Annotated in this window: 12 protein-coding genes; 6 read left to right on the top strand and 6 right to left on the bottom strand. The window is 66.6% G+C overall.

What is annotated here, in order from left to right:
* Window positions 1-4 precede the first annotated feature (4 nt).
* The 6 genes from dsrK (at window position 5) to rlmN (ending at window position 7,134) form a co-directional block, all read left to right on the top strand.
* Window positions 5-1,630, top strand: a complete 1,626-nt coding sequence (dsrK, locus tag DESPIGER_RS10335) for a sulfate reduction electron transfer complex DsrMKJOP subunit DsrK (protein ID WP_072336449.1) — start codon at window positions 5-7, stop codon at window positions 1,628-1,630.
* 4 nt (window positions 1,631-1,634) lie between these two features.
* Window positions 1,635-2,018: a sulfate reduction electron transfer complex DsrMKJOP subunit DsrJ gene (gene dsrJ, locus DESPIGER_RS10330; RefSeq protein ID WP_072336446.1), complete on the top strand. Its 384-nt coding sequence runs from the start codon at window positions 1,635-1,637 to the stop codon at window positions 2,016-2,018.
* The gene (gene dsrO, locus DESPIGER_RS10325) at window positions 2,018-2,800 is read left to right on the top strand and encodes a sulfate reduction electron transfer complex DsrMKJOP subunit DsrO (protein WP_072336443.1); all 783 of its coding nucleotides are present in this window, start codon (window positions 2,018-2,020) and stop codon (window positions 2,798-2,800) included. Before dsrJ ends, dsrO begins: the two co-directional genes overlap by 1 nt.
* A 12-nt stretch (window positions 2,801-2,812) precedes the next feature.
* Window positions 2,813-3,979, top strand: coding sequence for a sulfate reduction electron transfer complex DsrMKJOP subunit DsrP (gene dsrP, locus DESPIGER_RS10320; protein WP_072336440.1), 1,167 nt, complete (start codon window positions 2,813-2,815; stop codon window positions 3,977-3,979).
* A 523-nt stretch (window positions 3,980-4,502) separates the two neighbouring features.
* Window positions 4,503-5,837 (top strand): HD domain-containing protein, encoded by a 1,335-nt coding sequence (locus DESPIGER_RS10315; RefSeq protein WP_072336437.1) that lies wholly within the window; start codon window positions 4,503-4,505, stop codon window positions 5,835-5,837.
* 223 nt (window positions 5,838-6,060) lie between these two features.
* The gene (gene rlmN / locus DESPIGER_RS10310) at window positions 6,061-7,134 is read left to right on the top strand and encodes a 23S rRNA (adenine(2503)-C(2))-methyltransferase RlmN (protein ID WP_072336434.1); all 1,074 of its coding nucleotides are present in this window, start codon (window positions 6,061-6,063) and stop codon (window positions 7,132-7,134) included.
* A gap of 308 nt (window positions 7,135-7,442) precedes the next feature.
* Here the strand turns inward: rlmN and DESPIGER_RS10305 are convergent, their stop codons facing one another.
* From DESPIGER_RS10305 to DESPIGER_RS10280, 6 genes are read right to left on the bottom strand one after another with little or no spacing between them, the layout of a single operon-like run.
* Window positions 7,443-7,931 (bottom strand): hypothetical protein, encoded by a 489-nt coding sequence (locus DESPIGER_RS10305; RefSeq protein WP_072336431.1) that lies wholly within the window; start codon window positions 7,929-7,931, stop codon window positions 7,443-7,445.
* Entirely contained in the window at window positions 7,921-8,895 is a 975-nt protein-coding gene (locus DESPIGER_RS10300) for a 4Fe-4S dicluster domain-containing protein (protein WP_072336428.1), read from the bottom strand. The genes DESPIGER_RS10305 and DESPIGER_RS10300 overlap by 11 nt, the downstream gene beginning before the upstream one ends.
* Window positions 8,896-8,897: 2 nt before the next feature.
* Window positions 8,898-10,319 carry an oligosaccharide flippase family protein gene (locus DESPIGER_RS10295; RefSeq protein WP_072336426.1) on the bottom strand — a complete coding sequence of 474 codons (1,422 nt, stop codon included), beginning with the start codon at window positions 10,317-10,319 and terminating at the stop codon, window positions 8,898-8,900.
* Window positions 10,320-10,322: 3 nt separating this feature from the next.
* Entirely contained in the window at window positions 10,323-11,216 is an 894-nt protein-coding gene (locus DESPIGER_RS10290) for an HlyD family secretion protein (protein WP_072336423.1), read from the bottom strand.
* Window positions 11,216-12,679 (bottom strand): TolC family protein, encoded by a 1,464-nt coding sequence (locus DESPIGER_RS10285; protein WP_231927566.1) that lies wholly within the window; start codon window positions 12,677-12,679, stop codon window positions 11,216-11,218. The genes DESPIGER_RS10290 and DESPIGER_RS10285 overlap by 1 nt, the downstream gene beginning before the upstream one ends.
* Window positions 12,680-12,701: 22 nt before the next feature.
* The gene (locus tag DESPIGER_RS10280) at window positions 12,702-16,160 is read right to left on the bottom strand and encodes an acyltransferase domain-containing protein (RefSeq protein ID WP_072336417.1); all 3,459 of its coding nucleotides are present in this window, start codon (window positions 16,158-16,160) and stop codon (window positions 12,702-12,704) included.
* Window positions 16,161-16,632: the final 472 nt, after the last annotated feature.

Below are 16,632 nucleotides of genomic sequence, written 5' to 3'. Positions count from 1 at the left end.
CATCATGGCTAAATTACCTACGCCACAAGAACTCATCGCCAGCCGTCCCGAGTTCCCCTCGGAACCCTGGCTGGACATCAAGCCCAAGTTCGCGCCGGGCAGCTTCTGCTATCCGGCCAAGAAGGAAACCATGGAGCTGCTGCACATGCCCAATCCCCATGATTGGGATCCGGCGGCCGAAGACTGGAACCTGCCCGAAAACTGGGAACAGATCCTTTGTGACGCCTTCGAGGACCGCCTGCAGAAGCACCGCTCCCTCAAGCTGTTCATGGACATCTGTGTGCGCTGCGGCGCCTGCGCCGACAAGTGCCACTTCTTCCTGGGCACCAACGACCCCAAGAACATGCCCGTGCTGCGTGCCGAGCTGCTGCGCTCCCTGTACCGCCGCGACTACACCAAGCTGGGCAAGATCCTCGGCAAGCGCGCCGGCGCCCGCGGCTGGGACAAGGACGTGGTGAAGGAACTCTTCTACTACGCCTACCAGTGCACCGAATGCCGCCGCTGCTCCCTGTTCTGCCCCTACGGCATCGACACCGCCGAGATCACGGCCATCGTGCGCGAACTGCTGCACGAAGTGGGCCTGGGCATCCACTGGATCATGGACCCGGTGAAAAACTGCTCCTTCACGGGCAACCACCTGGGCATCCAGCCCCACTCCTTCGTGGAGATCGTGGACATGCTGGCCGATGACTGCGAGACCATCACCGGCATCCGCCCCAAGACCCCCTTCAACGAAAAGGGCCACGAGATCCTGTTCATCACGCCTTCCGGCGACGTGTTCGCGGACCCCGGCATCTACACCTTCATGGGCTACCTGATGCTGTTCCACGAGCTGGATCTGGACTACACCTTCTCCACCTATGCCTCTGAAGGCGGCAACTTCGGTTCGTTCACCTCCTTCAACATGGCCAAGAAGCTCAACGCCAAGATGTACGCCGAAGCCGAACGCCTGGGCTCCAAGTGGATCCTGGGGGGCGAATGCGGCCACATGTGGCGCGTCATCAACCAGTACATGGCCACCTACAACGGCCCGGCCCCGTCCTGCATGATGGATGTGCCCACCTCCCCCATCACCGGCACCAAGTTCACCAACGCGGCCGCCACCAAGATGGTGCACATCACCGAGTTCACGGCCGACCTCATCAAGCACAACAAGCTGAACCTGGACCCCAGCCGTAACGACCACATCATCACCACCTTCCACGACTCCTGTAACCCCGCCCGCGGCATGGGTCTGCTGGAAGAGCCCCGTTACGTGCTCAAGGCCGTGTGCAACAACTTCGTGGAAATGCCCGAGAACACCATCCGCGAGCAGACCTTCTGCTGCGGCGCCGGTTCCGGTCTGAACACCGAAGAGATCATGGAACTGCGCATGCGTTCCGGTATGCCTCGCGGCAACGCCCTGCGCTATGTGCAGGAAAAGTACGGCGTCAACCACATGGCCTGCGTCTGCGCCATCGACCGCGCCACCCTGCCGCCCCTGGCCGACTACTGGGCCCCCGGCGTGACCGTGAGCGGCGTGCACGAGCTGGTGGCCAATGCCCTGGTCATGAAGGGCGAATGCAAGCGCACCATGGACCTGCGCCAGGAAGACCTGCCCAATGTGACCGCCGAGGCCGAGGAGGAATAACAACATGTACAACGCCAAAGCTGTCATTCTCGGGATCCTCGTTTTCGCGGTCCTGTTCTCCACCCCCTTCTGGGCCAACTTCGGCGGCACCAAGGACTACAAGCGTCCCGCCATCGTCCTGCCCCAGAACGAAAAGGAATGCGTGGAACCCGTCGAGTACATGCGCGCCGAGCATATGTACCTGCTCAACGAATGGCGCGATCAGGCCCTGCGCTATGAGAACCGCACCTATGTGTCGTCCACCGGCAAAAAGTGGACCATCAGCCTGCAGAACACCTGCCTGAAGTGCCACAGCAACTACGAAGAGTTCTGCGACAAGTGCCACGTGTCCAACAGCGTCGATCCCTACTGCTGGACCTGCCACATTCTTCCCAAGGGGAACAAGTAATGAACAAAAGCAGAAGATCCTTTCTGAAGGTGGCGGGCCTTTCGGTCTTTGCCCTGAGCAGCGGCCTGGCGACCATGGCCGGTTCTGCCCAGGCCGGTGCGCGCATCGGCTCCTATGAACCCAACGCCAAGGCCCTCAAGGCCAAGCGCTGGGCCATGGTCATCGACACCCGCGCCTTCAAGAGCGCCAGGGAATACGCCCCCATCATCGAAGCCTGCCACAAGGCCCACAACGTGCCCACCATGGAAGGCCATCAGGACATCAAGTGGATGTGGCTCGAAAAGTTCGACCACGCCTTCCCCGACGACCTGAACGAACACCTGACCTCCCGTGTGAAGGATGCCAGCTATCCCCTGCTGTGCAACCACTGCACCAACCCGCCGTGCGTGCGCGTGTGCCCCACCCAGGCCACCTACCAGATGGAAGACGGCATCATCGCCATGGACTACCATCGCTGCATCGGCTGCCGTTTCTGCATGGCCGGCTGTCCCTTCGGCGCCCGCTCCTTCAACTTCGTGGATCCCCGCAAGTACCTGAGCGATCCCGTGCCGAACCCCGCCTACCCCACCCGCATGATCGGTGTGGTGGAAAAATGCACCTTCTGCGCCGAGCGCCTGGCCGTGGGCCAGATGCCCGCCTGCGTGGAAGCTGCCGGCGGCCGCATCCTCTTCGGCGATCTCAACGATCCCAAGTCCGATGTGTGCAAGGCCCTCGCCTCCAACTACAGCATTCGCCGCAAGCCCAATCTGGGCACCCAGCCCGGCGTTTACTACCTCATCTAGGGAGAACAGGCCATGCTTGAAAAATTGCTTACCGGTCCCAAGACCTACTATCTGTGGCTGCTCTTCCTGCTCGCAGTCATCGCCGGTTGCGGCCTGGTCTACCTGCAGCAGCTGCAGGAAGGCCTCTCCATCACCGGCATGAGCCGCGATGTCTCGTGGGGCCTCTACATCTCGCAGTTCACCTATCTCGTGGGCGTGGCCGCCTCCGCCGTCATGCTGGTGCTGCCCGCCTACTTCCACCACTACAAGAAGTTCAAGCGCATGATCATCTTCGGTGAGTTCATGGCCATCTCGGCCGTGGTCATGTGCGCCCTCTTCATCGTGGTGGACCTGGGCCAGCCCCAGCGCATGATGAACGTGCTGCTGCATCCCACGCCCAATTCGGTCATGTTCTATGACATGATCGTGCTCATCGGCTACCTGACCCTCAACGCCATCATCGGCTGGGTCACCCTGGAAGCCGAACGCCATGACGTGGAGCCGCCCAAGTGGATCAAGCCCCTGATCTACCTCTCGATCCTGTGGGCCTTCTCCATCCACACCGTGACCGCCTTCCTCTATGCCGGCATCCCCGGCCGCCATTACTGGCTCACCGCCATCATGGCCGCCCGCTTCCTGTCCTCGGCGTTCTGCTCCGGTCCCGCCATCCTGCTGCTGCTGATCTTCATCGTGCGCCGCCTCACCGGCTTCGATCCCGGCCGCGACGCCGTCAAGACCCTGACCACCATCATCACCTATGCCATGTGCATCAACGTGTTCTTCTACCTGCTGGAAGTCTTCACCGCGTTCTACAGTGGCATCCCCGGTCATCAGCATCCCCTGGTCTTCCTGTTCGCCGGCCATGAAGGCCACGTTTCCTGGGTGACCAACTGGATGTGGGCCGCTGTGGTCATGGCCGCCGCTTCCCTGATCATCCTGATCCCGCCGCAGTGGCGCACCGGTCCCCTGCTGCCCCTGGCCCTGGTGATGCTGGTGGCCGCCTCCTGGATCGACAAGGGCCTCGGCCTGCTCATCGGCGGTTTCACCCCCAACATGTTCGAGACCGTCACCGAATACGCTCCCACCGGCCGTGAGATCATCGTGGCCCTGGGCGTGTACGCCGTGGGCGCCCTGGTGCTCTCCCTGCTCTGGAAGATCGCCCTGGGCGTGAAGCGCGAGACCGGTCACTTCGGCGACTAGGTCCGCGATCCCGCACTCCGGAGGCCCCGTGTCCGCACGGGGCCTTTTTTGTTGCCCAGCCTGCCGCGCACGCAAGGCTGCCGTCCCGGCAGCCCCCGGCGGCATCACGGATTATGGCTGCATCCAGGCACGTGAGGCTGCCGGACATCACCGGCAAAAGCGGTACGGCAGCGCCCGGCCCGGCGACAGCCGCAGCTCCCCATGCGCATGTCCCGCCCATGAAGGAAGCCCGCCTGATGGCGGGCCCCGTGAACGTTCGTCCGGCCCCGCAAGCCTTCCCGAAACAGCTGGGGTGTGCCCGGGGGAGCCCTGCCGGGTATCCGGGCATGGCTTCCCGCAGGCCCGGGCATCGGTTCCCGTCCTTTCCGGCCCGGAAGGCAGCGTGCCCGGAGCGCACGGTTGCTTGACTTTGCCCCCGTTGCCGCCGATACTGAAATCAGCGGCCTGCACTGCGGGCAGGCCTTCACAACGCATGTATGCCGGGGTCTTCCCTGGATGCGGCTCTGCCGCTTGAGGAGTTTTCATGGAAAAAGCGCTGAAAGACGCCATCACCATCTGCAAAACCCTGCTGCGCAACGGCTATGACGCCCATGTCATCAATGCGCCCGTGCAGGAACATCTTTTGAAGCACAGCAAACAGCTGGCTGTGGACATCGCCTGTGAGCCCGACCTCGAGACGCTTCTCAAGCTCTTCCCCGAAGCCCGCGTCGAGCCGGACCAGCGTGCCATCGCCCAGATGGAAAAAGACGGCGTGCTTTTCCGTTTCTATGCCCTGGAAGTGGAGGATGCCAGCCATCCCGAGCTTTCCCTGCTGCGCATCACCCCCACCATGGCCAGCATGATGGATCCCCAGGAGCGCCTGCAGCTGCGCATGACCGGCTTCGGCAGCCCGGCCCCCACCGGCGATGTCTATGACGGCTTCATGGACGTCAAGGGCGGCCTCATCCAGCTCACCGGCCTGCCGGACGAGACCCTGCGCCACAACTACCTGCTGGCCATCCGCGCCCTGCGCTTCGCCGCCAACTTCGACATCCCCATCGAGCCCAACACCTGGCTGGCCATCGTGCGCTCGTCCACCCGCGTGCTGGACTACGTGCCCGCCGCCGACATCATGGACGAATGGCGCAAGGTGGCCGCCGAGTCCATGTACCGCTTCGTGAAGCTCATGTTCGATGCCCACATCCTCCAGGGCCTCATCCCCGAAGTGGCGGCCCTGGCCTGCATCCGCCAGCGCCGCAACGATGACGAGGACACCGAGGAGACGGTCTTCGACCATACCCTGGAGTGCATGCGCCACTACCCCGAGGAAGGCTTCCACTATGACTGGCTGGGCACCATGGCCATGCTCTTCCATGATGTGGGCAAGCTCTTCACCGGCGAATACTTCGACGGCCAGTGGACCTTCTACCAGCACCACCGCGTGGGCGCCAAGGTCACCCGCAAGATCCTGCGCCGCCTGCACTTCAGCCCCGAGGACATCGACCTGCTCTGCCATCTGGTGCGCTACCACATGCGCTTCCACTTCATGCTCACGGACCGCGGCATCCGCCGTTTCAAGGCCCTGGACGAGTACCCGCGCCTCATCGCCATGTCCCGTGCCGACATCCAGGCCCGCGACGGCAGCTACACCTACTTCAACCACAACATGAAGTACCTGGAGCGTGCCGAGACCCCCGAACAGATGCTGGAGCCCCTGCTCAACGGCAACGAGATCATGAGCGAGACCAGGCTGGCCCCCGGCCCGCTGGTGGGCGTCATCCGCGATGCCCTGCTCCAGGCCCAGATCGCGGGCGAAGTCACGGACCGCGCCTCGGCCCTGCACTTCGTGTGCGAGTACGCCCGCAAGTCCGTGGGCTAGACGCGCTCCCGCGTCCTGCGGCGCCCGCCCGCAAACGGGCCGCCCCGGCAAGACCATCCAGGGAGAGGAAGCACGGCGCCCTGCCGTCTCCCTCTCCCTCTCGTATTCCCGCGCCGGCATGTCTCCGGCAGGCGGCCGCGCCGGGCACGGGGCCCCGTCGTCCCGCCGCCCTGCCTGTCCCTCCAACCCACGGCCGAGCCCTGCCGTGGCATCCCCGAAGACCATGATCAACCTCCTCGACTATACCCTGCCCGAACTCACCGACTGGATGCAGAACGAGCTGGGCGAGCCCAAGTTCCGGGCCGTCCAGGTCTGGCAATGGATCTGGCAGAAGATGGCCCGCGATTTCGACGCCATGACCAATGTCTCCAAAGCCTGCCGGGAACGTCTGGCCCAGTGCGCCGAGATCCGCTGGCCCGAGATCGTCACCGTGGAACAGAGCAGCGACGATACCACCAAGTTCCTGCTCCGTCTCCAGGACGGCGCCGAAGTGGAGACCGTGCTCATCCCCAGCGACTCCCGCGAAGGCGTGCGCCGCTGGACCCAGTGCCTCTCCTCGCAGGTGGGCTGCGCCATGGCCTGCACCTTCTGCAGCACCGGCACCATGGGCTTCGAACGCAACATGAGCATGGGCGAGATCCTGGGCCAGATCCTGGTGGCCCGCGAGCATCTGGGCGATACCCGTCCCGACTGGCCCGTGCTGCGCAACCTGGTCTTCATGGGCATGGGCGAGCCCCTGCTCAACCTCAAGAACGTCATGCGCGCCCTGGAGAGCCTCAACAACGACAAGGGCCTGAACTTCTCGCCCCGCCGCATCACGGTCTCCACCTGCGGCATCGAGAAGGGCCTGCGCGAACTGGGCGAAAGCGGCCTGGCCTATCTGGCCGTGTCCCTGCACGCCCCCACCCAGGAGCTGCGCGCCCGCATCATGCCCAAGGCCGCCCGCTGGCCCCTCGAAGACCTGCTCCAGGCCCTCAAGTCCTATCCGCTCAAGACCCGCGAGCGCATCACCTTCGAATACCTGCTGCTGGGCGGCGTCAACGACGGCCTGGAACAGGCCCGGCAGCTGGCCCGTGTGGTCAGCGACGTCAAGGGCAAACTCAACCTCATCGTCTACAACCCCTCCGAAGGCGATCCCTACAAGGCCCCCTCGCCGGAACGTGTGCTGGCCTTCGAGCAGTACCTCTGGGACCGCAACATCACGGCCATCATCCGCAAGAGCAAGGGACAGGACATCAAGGCCGCCTGTGGCCAGCTCAAGGCCGCCCGCCAGAACGAGGCCGGGGAACAGGCTTAGGCGGAAAGCGTTTTCCGGGGGAAGGAGGCCCTTTGCTCGCGCCCCTGGGACCTCCTTCCCCCGTCCCCCCATCCTCCCCAGACGCGCTTCCTTCCGGGGCGGGCAAAAAGAACACCGGTCCCGGGCATCGGCGACGGCCCGGCGAAGACCGTCCCCAGGCTCTTGCCGTGCCTCTCCGGGCGCTGAAAACAGATGTCCGAATGGACTGGGCCAGATAACGCAAAAAGACGCCCTGAGGGCGTCTTTTTGCGTTATCTGGAACCATGAGTGTTGTGCTCTGGGCGTATCGCCGGGCATGGCCGGCGAGCTCACGCGCGGGCCCGGCGGCCCGTGCCCCGGCGACGGTCCCACCAGAGACCGCGGCGGGCCAGACGGACGAGCACCAGCAGCGCCCAGAGCAGGGCACAGCCCAGATGGCAGTGCTTGATGAGGGTATAGACGGGCCCGTAGAAGGAAAAATCCTGGAAGTTGTGCAGGATCAGGCCCAGACCGGAGAGCATGAGCAGGGCCAGCAGGACCAGGCGCAGCATGCCGAAGGGGGTCAGGCTGTAGCTGCGCGTCCCCCTGAGCAGCCAGACGATGGCCGCATAGCTGGTCAGGCAGAGCATGGCCGCCGCCGCCCAGTAATGGGCCACCGTGCCCGAATAGGCCGCGGGCCGCAGCCAGGGGAAAAGGCCCTCGGCATAGCGGTAGATCACGGGCAGGTGCGCGAAACCGCTGACCACAGCCCAGACCACGCTGATCCGCCACAGCAGACGGAACAGGAAACCGAACAGCGGACGGCGCTCAGTCTTCATCCTTGTCCCTCCAGTGGTCGCGCAGCAGACGCAGGCCGGCCAGGGCGGCCCCGGCCAGCGGTGCGGCCAGCACGGTGCCCACGAGCCTGTTCTCGCGTTCCAGACTGGCCCCGGCCGGGCGCAGGCTGGGCCGTCCGGCGGAGACAAGCCCCTGCCGCAGCAGGGAGGCCTCGATATCCCGGAAGGGGACGGACGAGACATAGATCAGGCAGGTGCCGCCGTTCTCCTGCAGGCCGAAAAGATCGCCGTGCCGTTCCTCCGCCATGCGGCGGGCCAGGGCCGTCATCTCCGCATGGGGGCCGAAATGCTGGGCGCCGTGCGGGCAGGCCGCCACGCAGAGCGGGGGCCGGCCGTCGCTGATGATGTCTTCGCAAAAATCGCACTTGAAGGTCTGGCCATAGCCCAGATAGCCGGGCGCCAGGTGCAGGTACGGCCCCACCCCGGCCTGGAGGCGCGGGATATGCCACGGACAGACGGCGATGCACTGGCTGTCGCCGAAGCACAGCGAGGTCTCCGTATAGACGGCGCCCGTGGGACGCTGCCGGGCGGCCCCCAGGGGACACAGGCTGACACAGGGCGGGTTGAGGCATTGCAGGCAGCGGCGGGGCATGAAGATCCGGCGCTCGCCCCGGGCCGTCTGCACGGTGCAGGATTGCAGGTACAGCCAGTTGTAGGGGGTCAGGCGGTCCGTGACGCTGCGCCGCCCCCACCAGTCGGACTTCCTGTCCCGGCCCCAGCGCGAGACCGGGATGGGCGACACCGGCTGGGGCACCCGGGCGGCCGTCCGCTCATGGCAGGCCCGCACACAGGCCCCGCAGCCCGTACAGGCATCCACGTCCACGACCACAGCAAGGCAATCCTCCACACCGGCCGCCTGTGCCGGGGCCGCAGCTCCCCACGCCGGGAGCATCCCCAGCCCCAGGCCGGCACCTGCCAGTGATTTGAGAAAGCCGCGTCGTTCCATGTTCAGGCCTCCTGGCGCTGCTCCTTCTCAAAGGCCGGCGGCGGCCGCCAGTACCAGAACAGTGCCAGCAGGGGCAGCAGCCCGGCCAGTTCCGCCACTTCGCGCGGCAGGCCCAAAACCATGCCCAGCGACCACCACAGGCCCACGGCCACGGCGATGGCGGCCAGCATCAGCAGCCACTGTCCCGGGCTCATGGGGCGGGCCACCCACTGGAAATACCCCACGGTGAGGATGGCCACCCAGACCTTGGTGGCGGTCAGGGAAAGCGCGGCCCCTTCCAGCGGCATGGGCTCGATGATGGTCAGGCAGCAAACGATGTTGACCACCAGCCCGCTCAGATAGAAGAAGAGCAGCAGGGTATGCTTCCTCATGCCGATCATGGCGTAGGCGGCCAGGTTGTGCAGGAAGGCCGTGGCCAGGCAGGGCGTCAGCAGGCGCTGGGCCGTGGCGGCCATCTCGTAGCCCGGGCCGTAGATGGTGGGCAGGAAGCGGTCGCTCTCCACGCAGATCAGGAAGATCAGCGGCAGGGAGGCCGCCCAGAGCGAGCGGGCCGTCTGCCCCGCCAGCTGGCGGAACGCGGCCCTGTCCTGCGCCCAGTAGCGGGCCAGCAGGGGGAAGATGACCTTGCCGAGCAGCGCGCTGGAGACCAGCACGGACAGGCCCTCCACGGTCTCCCAGGCCACGTTGTAGCCGCCCACGGCGGCGTCGCCGCCGTAGTTCTTGAGGAAGAAGACGTTGATCTTGTTGTAGAACATGGCGCAGGCGGCCATGATGGTGAAGATGAAACCGCTCTTCATCTTCACGGCCAGGTCCCGCACGTTGTCGTAACCAAAACCCACGAAGGGGTTGCGCCCCAGGGCACGGAAGGCGAAGCCCGTGCAGAGGACGGATTCGATGAGCTTGTAGAGGGCGATGAAGATCAGGGGCGCCCCGGCCACCACGCAGACGATGCCGTAGCCTATGCCCAGCAGTGCCGAAGGCACGCGGATGCGCATCTCCACGTCCTGCCGTCCGCGGGCCTGGCAGAGGGCGAAGAAGGAATCCGTCACCCCGTCGAGGCCGAAACCGGTGGCGATGAACAGGACGATGAGCCGCAGCTCGAAGCTGTAGCCCAGCCAGCCCGTCACGAACCAGGTGACGACCAGGGCCAGCAGCATGAAACAGGTCTTGAGGCCCGTCACCTCGCCCAGCAGGGTCCGGGGGCGCTCCTCGCGGCGGGCGAAGGTGGACAGCAAAAAGTCGTTGAGCCCCACGTCCGAGACGGTCTTGACCAGATAGCCGCAGGAAAGGGCCACGGCGATCTGCCCCAGCATCTCGGGGCTGCGCCGTGCCAGCAGGATGGTGAAGATGGTCCAGGAAAGGTCCCTGGTCCACTGGGCCCCCAGGATGTACCCCAGCTGGCGCGGCAGGCTTTTCAGCTTCATGGGCTACTCGGCAGCGCCAAAGCGCACCAGCGCCTTGAAGCCGGGCTTGAGCTCAAGCTGGCTGTTGGGCACGGTCAGTTCCACCGTATAGTAGGAGGGCTGGGCCACGTCCATGTTGGTCGAGATCCACGAGATCTCCGTGATGGTGGCCGAGAACACCTTGTCGCCCAGCGAGGGGATCTCCACCCGGGCATGGCCGCCTTCCTTGATGCGGCCCAGGTCGCCTTCATAGACCGGCACCTGGATCAGCACGGGGTCCAGCTGGCCCACGGTCACGGGCGTGGCCTGGGCGGGCAGGAGCACATCGGGGTTGAGGTTGGGCATGAGCTGCAGCACATAGCCGTCGATGGGCGAGGTCAGCACCAGCTGGTCCGGCAGCATCTCGCCTTCCCGGATGGGCTGGCCGTAATAGCCTTCCAGTTCCTTCAGGCGGGCCCGGAAGCTCTCTTCGCTCTTCTTGATGGAGAGCTGGGTCAGTTCGATGCGGTGCTGCAGGGAGCGCACGTTTTCCTCCAGGCGTCCCAGGGCCTGGCGCGAGCCCAGACCGGACGCGGCCAGCTGGCTGGCGCGGTTGCGCTCGGCGCGGGTCTGCACCAGCTCGCGTTCCAGATCGAGGATCTGGCCGCGCAGGCTCTCGGTGGCGGCACCGGTGGTCACCTCGCGCTGCAGCACGCGCTCGGCCTCGTCCTGCAGATGATAGCGCACCAGCGGATCACCGGACTTGACGGCGTCACCGGGACGGACCAGCACCTCGTCGATGACGGCATTGAAGGGCAGGCGCACGTCACGCGTCACGGTGGCCACCACCTTGCCGGTGGCGGTGGTCTCCACGGCCATGGCCGGGACGGCCAGCAGCAGACAGGCCAGCAGGGCCCAGGATACGGTCAGTCTCTTCATTATTTTTCAATCTCCGTGGCAGGCAGGCCCAGGAAGCGCTCCTGCAAGAGGTTGGCGACATACATCCATTCCAGATTGGCCAGCTTGAGCTCCAGTTCGGCCTCCACCAGCTTGATGCGGCTCTGCACCATGGCCTCATGGGCGGAGGTCATGGCGGGCATGTCGCCCAGGCCGGTCTCGAAGGAGATGCGCGCTTCCTTGTAGCGCATCTCGGCCGTCTCGAAATGGACCTTGGCCAGACGCCGGTTGGTCTCGGCCAGGGCCACGCGCTGTTCGCACTGCAGCCAGGTGTTGGAATAGTCCGTGCGCTTGCGCGACAGCTCGTGGAACGCCTGGGCCTTCTTCATGCGGGCCGCCTGCACGCCGCGGTAACGGCGGTTCCAGTCGATGAGCGGGAAGTCGAAGGTCAGGCGCCAGAAATAGTCTTCCCGGCCGTCAGCGGGCTGATACTGGCCGGCGGGCGGGTTCTTGTCCACGCGGATGGTCATGTCGGGCACATATTCGGCCCAGGCCAGCATGATGTTGTAATCGCCCAGACGGATCTGGGAACGCAGCAGCAGGTTGTCCTCCGTGACCAGCCAGCGGTCTTCCCAGCGGTAATCCTTGCCGTTGAAGCCGCGCAGGATGTCGTTGGCGCTCTTGCTGTCGATGTTCAGGCGCTGCTGCGGCTCCACACCGGCCAGGATCTTGAGGCTGGTGCGTTCCATGACCTCTTCCATGGTCATGCGCTCGCTGGTCAGCTCCACTTCGCGCTCGTGCTGCTGGGCCAGGTTGAGGGACACGCCCTGCCGGCCGTCGGCCGACTCCAGCTGCTGCCAGTAGCGGGTCGTTTCCCTGGCCAGGGGGGCCACTTCCTTCTGGATGCGCAGGATCTCGCCCTTGGCTTCCAGGCGCAGATAGGACTGGGCCACGTTGTAGATGGCCTCGCCCACGGCCTTGCGGTGCGTGGAGATGGCCAGGTTCACAAGGATCTTCTGGGCCTGGTGGTTGAAATAGGATTCCAGGGGATTGGGGAATGCGGCGTAAAAGCCGATGCGGGGCACGACCTTGCCGTAATTGCTGGGCACGTCGTCGCGGCCCGAGTTGTAATAGGTCAGGGTATTGCCCACTTCCACGGTCATGCGCGGCTCGGGCAGGTATTTCCAGACAGCGTCGGTCAGGGCCAGGCGCTTGATCTCCAGTTCCACGGCGCTGTTGACCAGCAGGGGCGACTGCTGGATGGTCAGGAACACGCAATCCTCGAACGAGAATTTCTTGGCCGGGTCATAAAGGTTGGGGATGACGGCCTCGAGCTTGCTCTTGTTCTCCACCGGCACACCGGGCACGTTTTCCAGCCAGTGCTTGGCGGGCAGCTCCGGGGCATCCGACCCGGCTTTCTGCGACGCGCATCCCGAAAGTGCCAGCCCGGCGCACAAGGCCGTCACGGCCAGTCCCTGTTTCCAGCGAACCATTTTTTTCGTCATGGTCATTCCCTTGCGAAAAACATTAGGCACCGGCGCCTTCCTGCGGCCGGACGTCCTTTTCGAATTCCATCTGGTGCAATGTCAGCAGCACCCGGCCGTCCGCATCGACGACCTGGGCGTCATAGCGCTGCAGGCGGTCATCATCCCAGCCGCGCCGCAACTGGAGGCGCCAGGGCATCAGGGCGCCGCACAGCAGCGCGGCATCCGCGAAACGGATGAAACCGATGCCGCTCAGGCGCCATTCCTGCGGCCAGAGCGTCCCCCCTTCCGGGGCCCCCGCCCGGGGGACGGTCTCTTCCATGATGCGGCAGGCAGCCTGCACAATGGCATCCACAGCGGCCAGCAAGCTACAATAGCCGGATTTTCCAGCAGGGGCAATGCCTTGCGCCGCGCCGTCGAACCTGCCTTGCCACATGTCCGGGCCTGCCGGAGCCAGGTGCTCCAGCAAGCGCCAGCCTTCCGCCATGCCGCAGTCCGCATAGAAGCCGTCCAGCGGCAGGTCGGGGCCCGTGGCCGCCATCTCTCCGGGCCACAGGGGCGGCAGGCTCCCCGCCGCGGCGGCCAGGAAGACCATGCCCCGCGCCAGGGGGGAAAAATGGTTGATGCGCCGCAGATTGGGAGCCAGGTCACGGCTGTGCAGGCGCACGCGGCACATGCGCGTCATCACGCCGTCCTGCAGCAGCCAGGACTGGGAACGTGCCGAGATGCGGCACTCACGGGTCACGCCCCGGGGCAGGGGCAGGGGCGCCGCGAAGCGCAGGTCGGAAAAGCCGGTGGCTTCCAGCCAGGGCAGCTGCAGGCGGCCGCTCTCCAGCATGGTCTGCAAGATCTCGCTCAGGGGCAGCCAGGGCCGCCCGTCCGGCGGCAGGGCGCCATGCCCGGCCAGGCGCGGATCGGCATAACGGGAAAACTGGGCACAGGCCAGCATCTGCCGGGACGAGGGCCGGGCGGCTTCGGGCCAGGGCATGGCCTCGTGCGCCACGGCGGCGGAAAAGACCCGCGGGAACAGGTCCGGCCGCTCCAGCCACTGCCAGTCACGGACAGGCGCACCGGCCGGGGCACGCCGCCAGAGCACCCTGTCGGACGTCCCGTGCGTCAGGGCCCTGGCCAGCAGGTCCCCCAGTTCGCGCGGGATGGGGGGACGGCCGCCGTCGTCCACGCAGACCACCCGCCAGGGCAGGTCCAGCTCGCGGGCGGCCGCCTCGCCGGCCTCCTGCCAGGGGGCGGCATGGGCCGCGCCACCGGCATGCAGCCAGCGCAGGGCATACACATAGCGCACCCCGCAGGCCCTGGCCGAACGGCACAGCGCCTCCATCGCGTCAGCGGGCAGGTCCCCGCCGGCGGGCGCGCACAGCAGGATGCCGTCCAGGCGCCCGCAGGCCCGGTGCACCGCCTCGGGCAGGGCCGTGAAAGAGGTCAGGGCGGGCAGGCCGTACAGATGGCCGCCCAGTTTCTCCAGCGGCAGGCAGGCCTCCAGCGCGGCCTCGGGCAGGGCAAAGGTCATGCCCAGGGGCGCCAGCGAACCCAGCAGCTCGGCCAGGGGCAGGCGATGGGCCTCGGGCCCCCAGACCGCCACCACGTCACCGGCATGGGCGCCCATGCCGCGGGCCGCCGGGTCCAGGGCCAGGGGCAGCGGCTGCCCGTCCTCGTCGCAGCAGCCCAGGTCGAAGCAGCACAGGGGCGGCAGATCCTCCCCGGAGCCGTGCCGCGGCGCGCTCAGGGGCGCGGCCTCTCCGGGCGCTTCCTCCGCCGGGGCAAGGCTGGCCAGGACCCGCAGCAGATCGCCCACGGTGGCCACATGCAGCAGGGCCTCGAAATCCACGGTGATGCCCAGGGCCTCCTCCACTTCCTGCACGATGAGCGGGAAGCGGCTGGAGCGCAGGGCCAGGTCGTAGCGCAGATCCATCTCCGGCTTCAGGGAGGCCGCCTCACGGCCGCAGGCGGCGGCCAGGATACCCATCACCGTGCGGGCGGCCTCGGGCAGCTCGTCCCGGGCGGGGGCGGACGCCGCCGGGGCGGCGGGGACCTCGGGCGCGGCCGCCGGAGCGGGGGCCGCGTCCAGCCAGCGCTGGCGGTGGCGGGCCACGCCGTCATGCGTCAGGTGCCCGAGGGCATAGAGGCGCGCGCAGGTCTGGCGCATGCCTTCGGCCTCCTTGCCCTTGCGGCCGGCGGCCAGGCACAGGGCCTGCGGCTCGATGTCGTTCACCAGGCCGCACAGGGTATCCTGCGGGCCCATCTCCACGAAATGCCGGATGCCGTCGCGCTGCCACATGGCCTGCACGCATTCCACCCAGCGCACGGAATTCTCGTCCAGGTCGCCGATGTGTTCGCAGATGCCGGGCTGGTCGTCGGGATAGGGGCGCGTGGTGATGCAGCTGAGCAGGGGGATCTGCGGCGCCTGCATGGCCAGGGCGTTGAGGCGGCGCAGGGACATGTCGCGCAGCACGCGCATGCTGGGATGGTGGAACGCCAGGCTCACGTTGAGCATGATGGCCGGGATGCGGCGCTTGCGCAGGCTCTTGCGGGCCTCCAGCAACACGTCGCGGGGGCCGCTGATGATGAACTGGCGCGGGGAATTGTAATTGGAGACGTAGAGCTGGGGCCAGGTCCTGCGGGCCTCCTCGATGACCGAGGCCTCGGCGGGCACGGCCATCATGCCGGTCTCGCGGGTGGCGCGGGCCTCCAGTTCGGCCATGTGGGTGGAGCGGGTGTCCAGGATGTACCAGGCCACTTCCGGCTCGTAGACGCCGGCCAGGCACAGGGCGATGAGCTCGCCCAGGCTGTGCCCGCAGATGAGGGAGGGCCGCAGCCCCAGCGAGGCCAGATGGCTCCACTGGGCATATTCCAGCAGGAAAAGGTAGGGCTGCTGCCAGCGGGTCAGGCCGATCTTTTCCACATCGGTCTCGTCCAGCAGGGCCAGCACGTCCCAGTCGGCGGCGCGGGCGATGCGGTCCATGGCGGCCCGGGCCGCCGGGAAGTGGTCGTAGAGCTCGCGGCCCATGCCGGGCCATACGGCCCCCTGGCCGCAGCACATGACGGCCAGCGGCGGCACGTCGCCCTGCGGCTGCAGCCAGATGCCCCGCTGCCCCATGACGTCGAGGGCCGCGGCATCGGGACGGGCCCCGAGGGCCAGCAGTTCCTGGCGCCAGGCAGGCACCAGGGACCCGGCATGCCAGATGCTCCCGCCATGCGGCAGATCGGCGAAGCGCACGCCGTCGCAGGCGATCTCCCCGTCCCCGGGCTCACAGGACGGCGCGGGCGTGCCGGGCACGTCCACCACGGCCGCTTCCGCCTCGGGGGCCGCCGCCTCGTCCCTGCGGGCCAGCAGCATGCCTTCCCAGGGGCCTTCGGCACGGGGCTGGAGGAGCAGCACGGGGCGGCCTTCCGCGGCCAGCCGGGCCAGATCGGCGGGACCGGGGACGGCCGGGAGGACCTCGGGCTCAAGGCCGGGCCGGAGAGCGGCGGCCAGAGGACGGAGCATGTCCAGCGCGGCGGCTGTGGCCTGTTCGCTTCCGGCGGGACTGAGGACGAGACGGGGCGCCCGGCCCCGGAGCGGGGGCAGGCACAGAGCTTCTTGGAGGAGCAGGCGGCAGGAGGCGCCGCTGTCGGCGTCCCCGTGGCCGGGAAGGGGCCAGAGTTCGAGAGCCGCAGACGCTCCGCACGATTCGGGTCGTTGCATCACAGGATACCGGGAATACCGCCACCGGCGGGTAGGGGACCCGGAGGGGGTCCGGTATGTACAGCCCGCTGCCCAGGGGAGCCGCGGCCATGCTATCACAATGTAAAAGCAAATTTTAGGCCATCTTGGGCCTCTTGTCCAGCCCGCGCCGCCCGGGCGCCTTTCCCGCTTGCCTTGGTGCGCCTCTTGGGATATGGTGAGCCGTTAAAAACAATTTCTGCGGGCAGTTTGCCCGGAACGTTTACTGTACGTCACCTGTAACGTACGGTTTTTA

Source organism: Desulfovibrio piger, from assembly GCF_900116045.1.
Taxonomy (GTDB): domain Bacteria; phylum Desulfobacterota; class Desulfovibrionia; order Desulfovibrionales; family Desulfovibrionaceae; genus Desulfovibrio; species Desulfovibrio piger_A.
The sequence above is the reverse complement of the archived record's forward strand: the minus strand, read 5'-3'. Positions and strand labels throughout refer to the sequence as shown.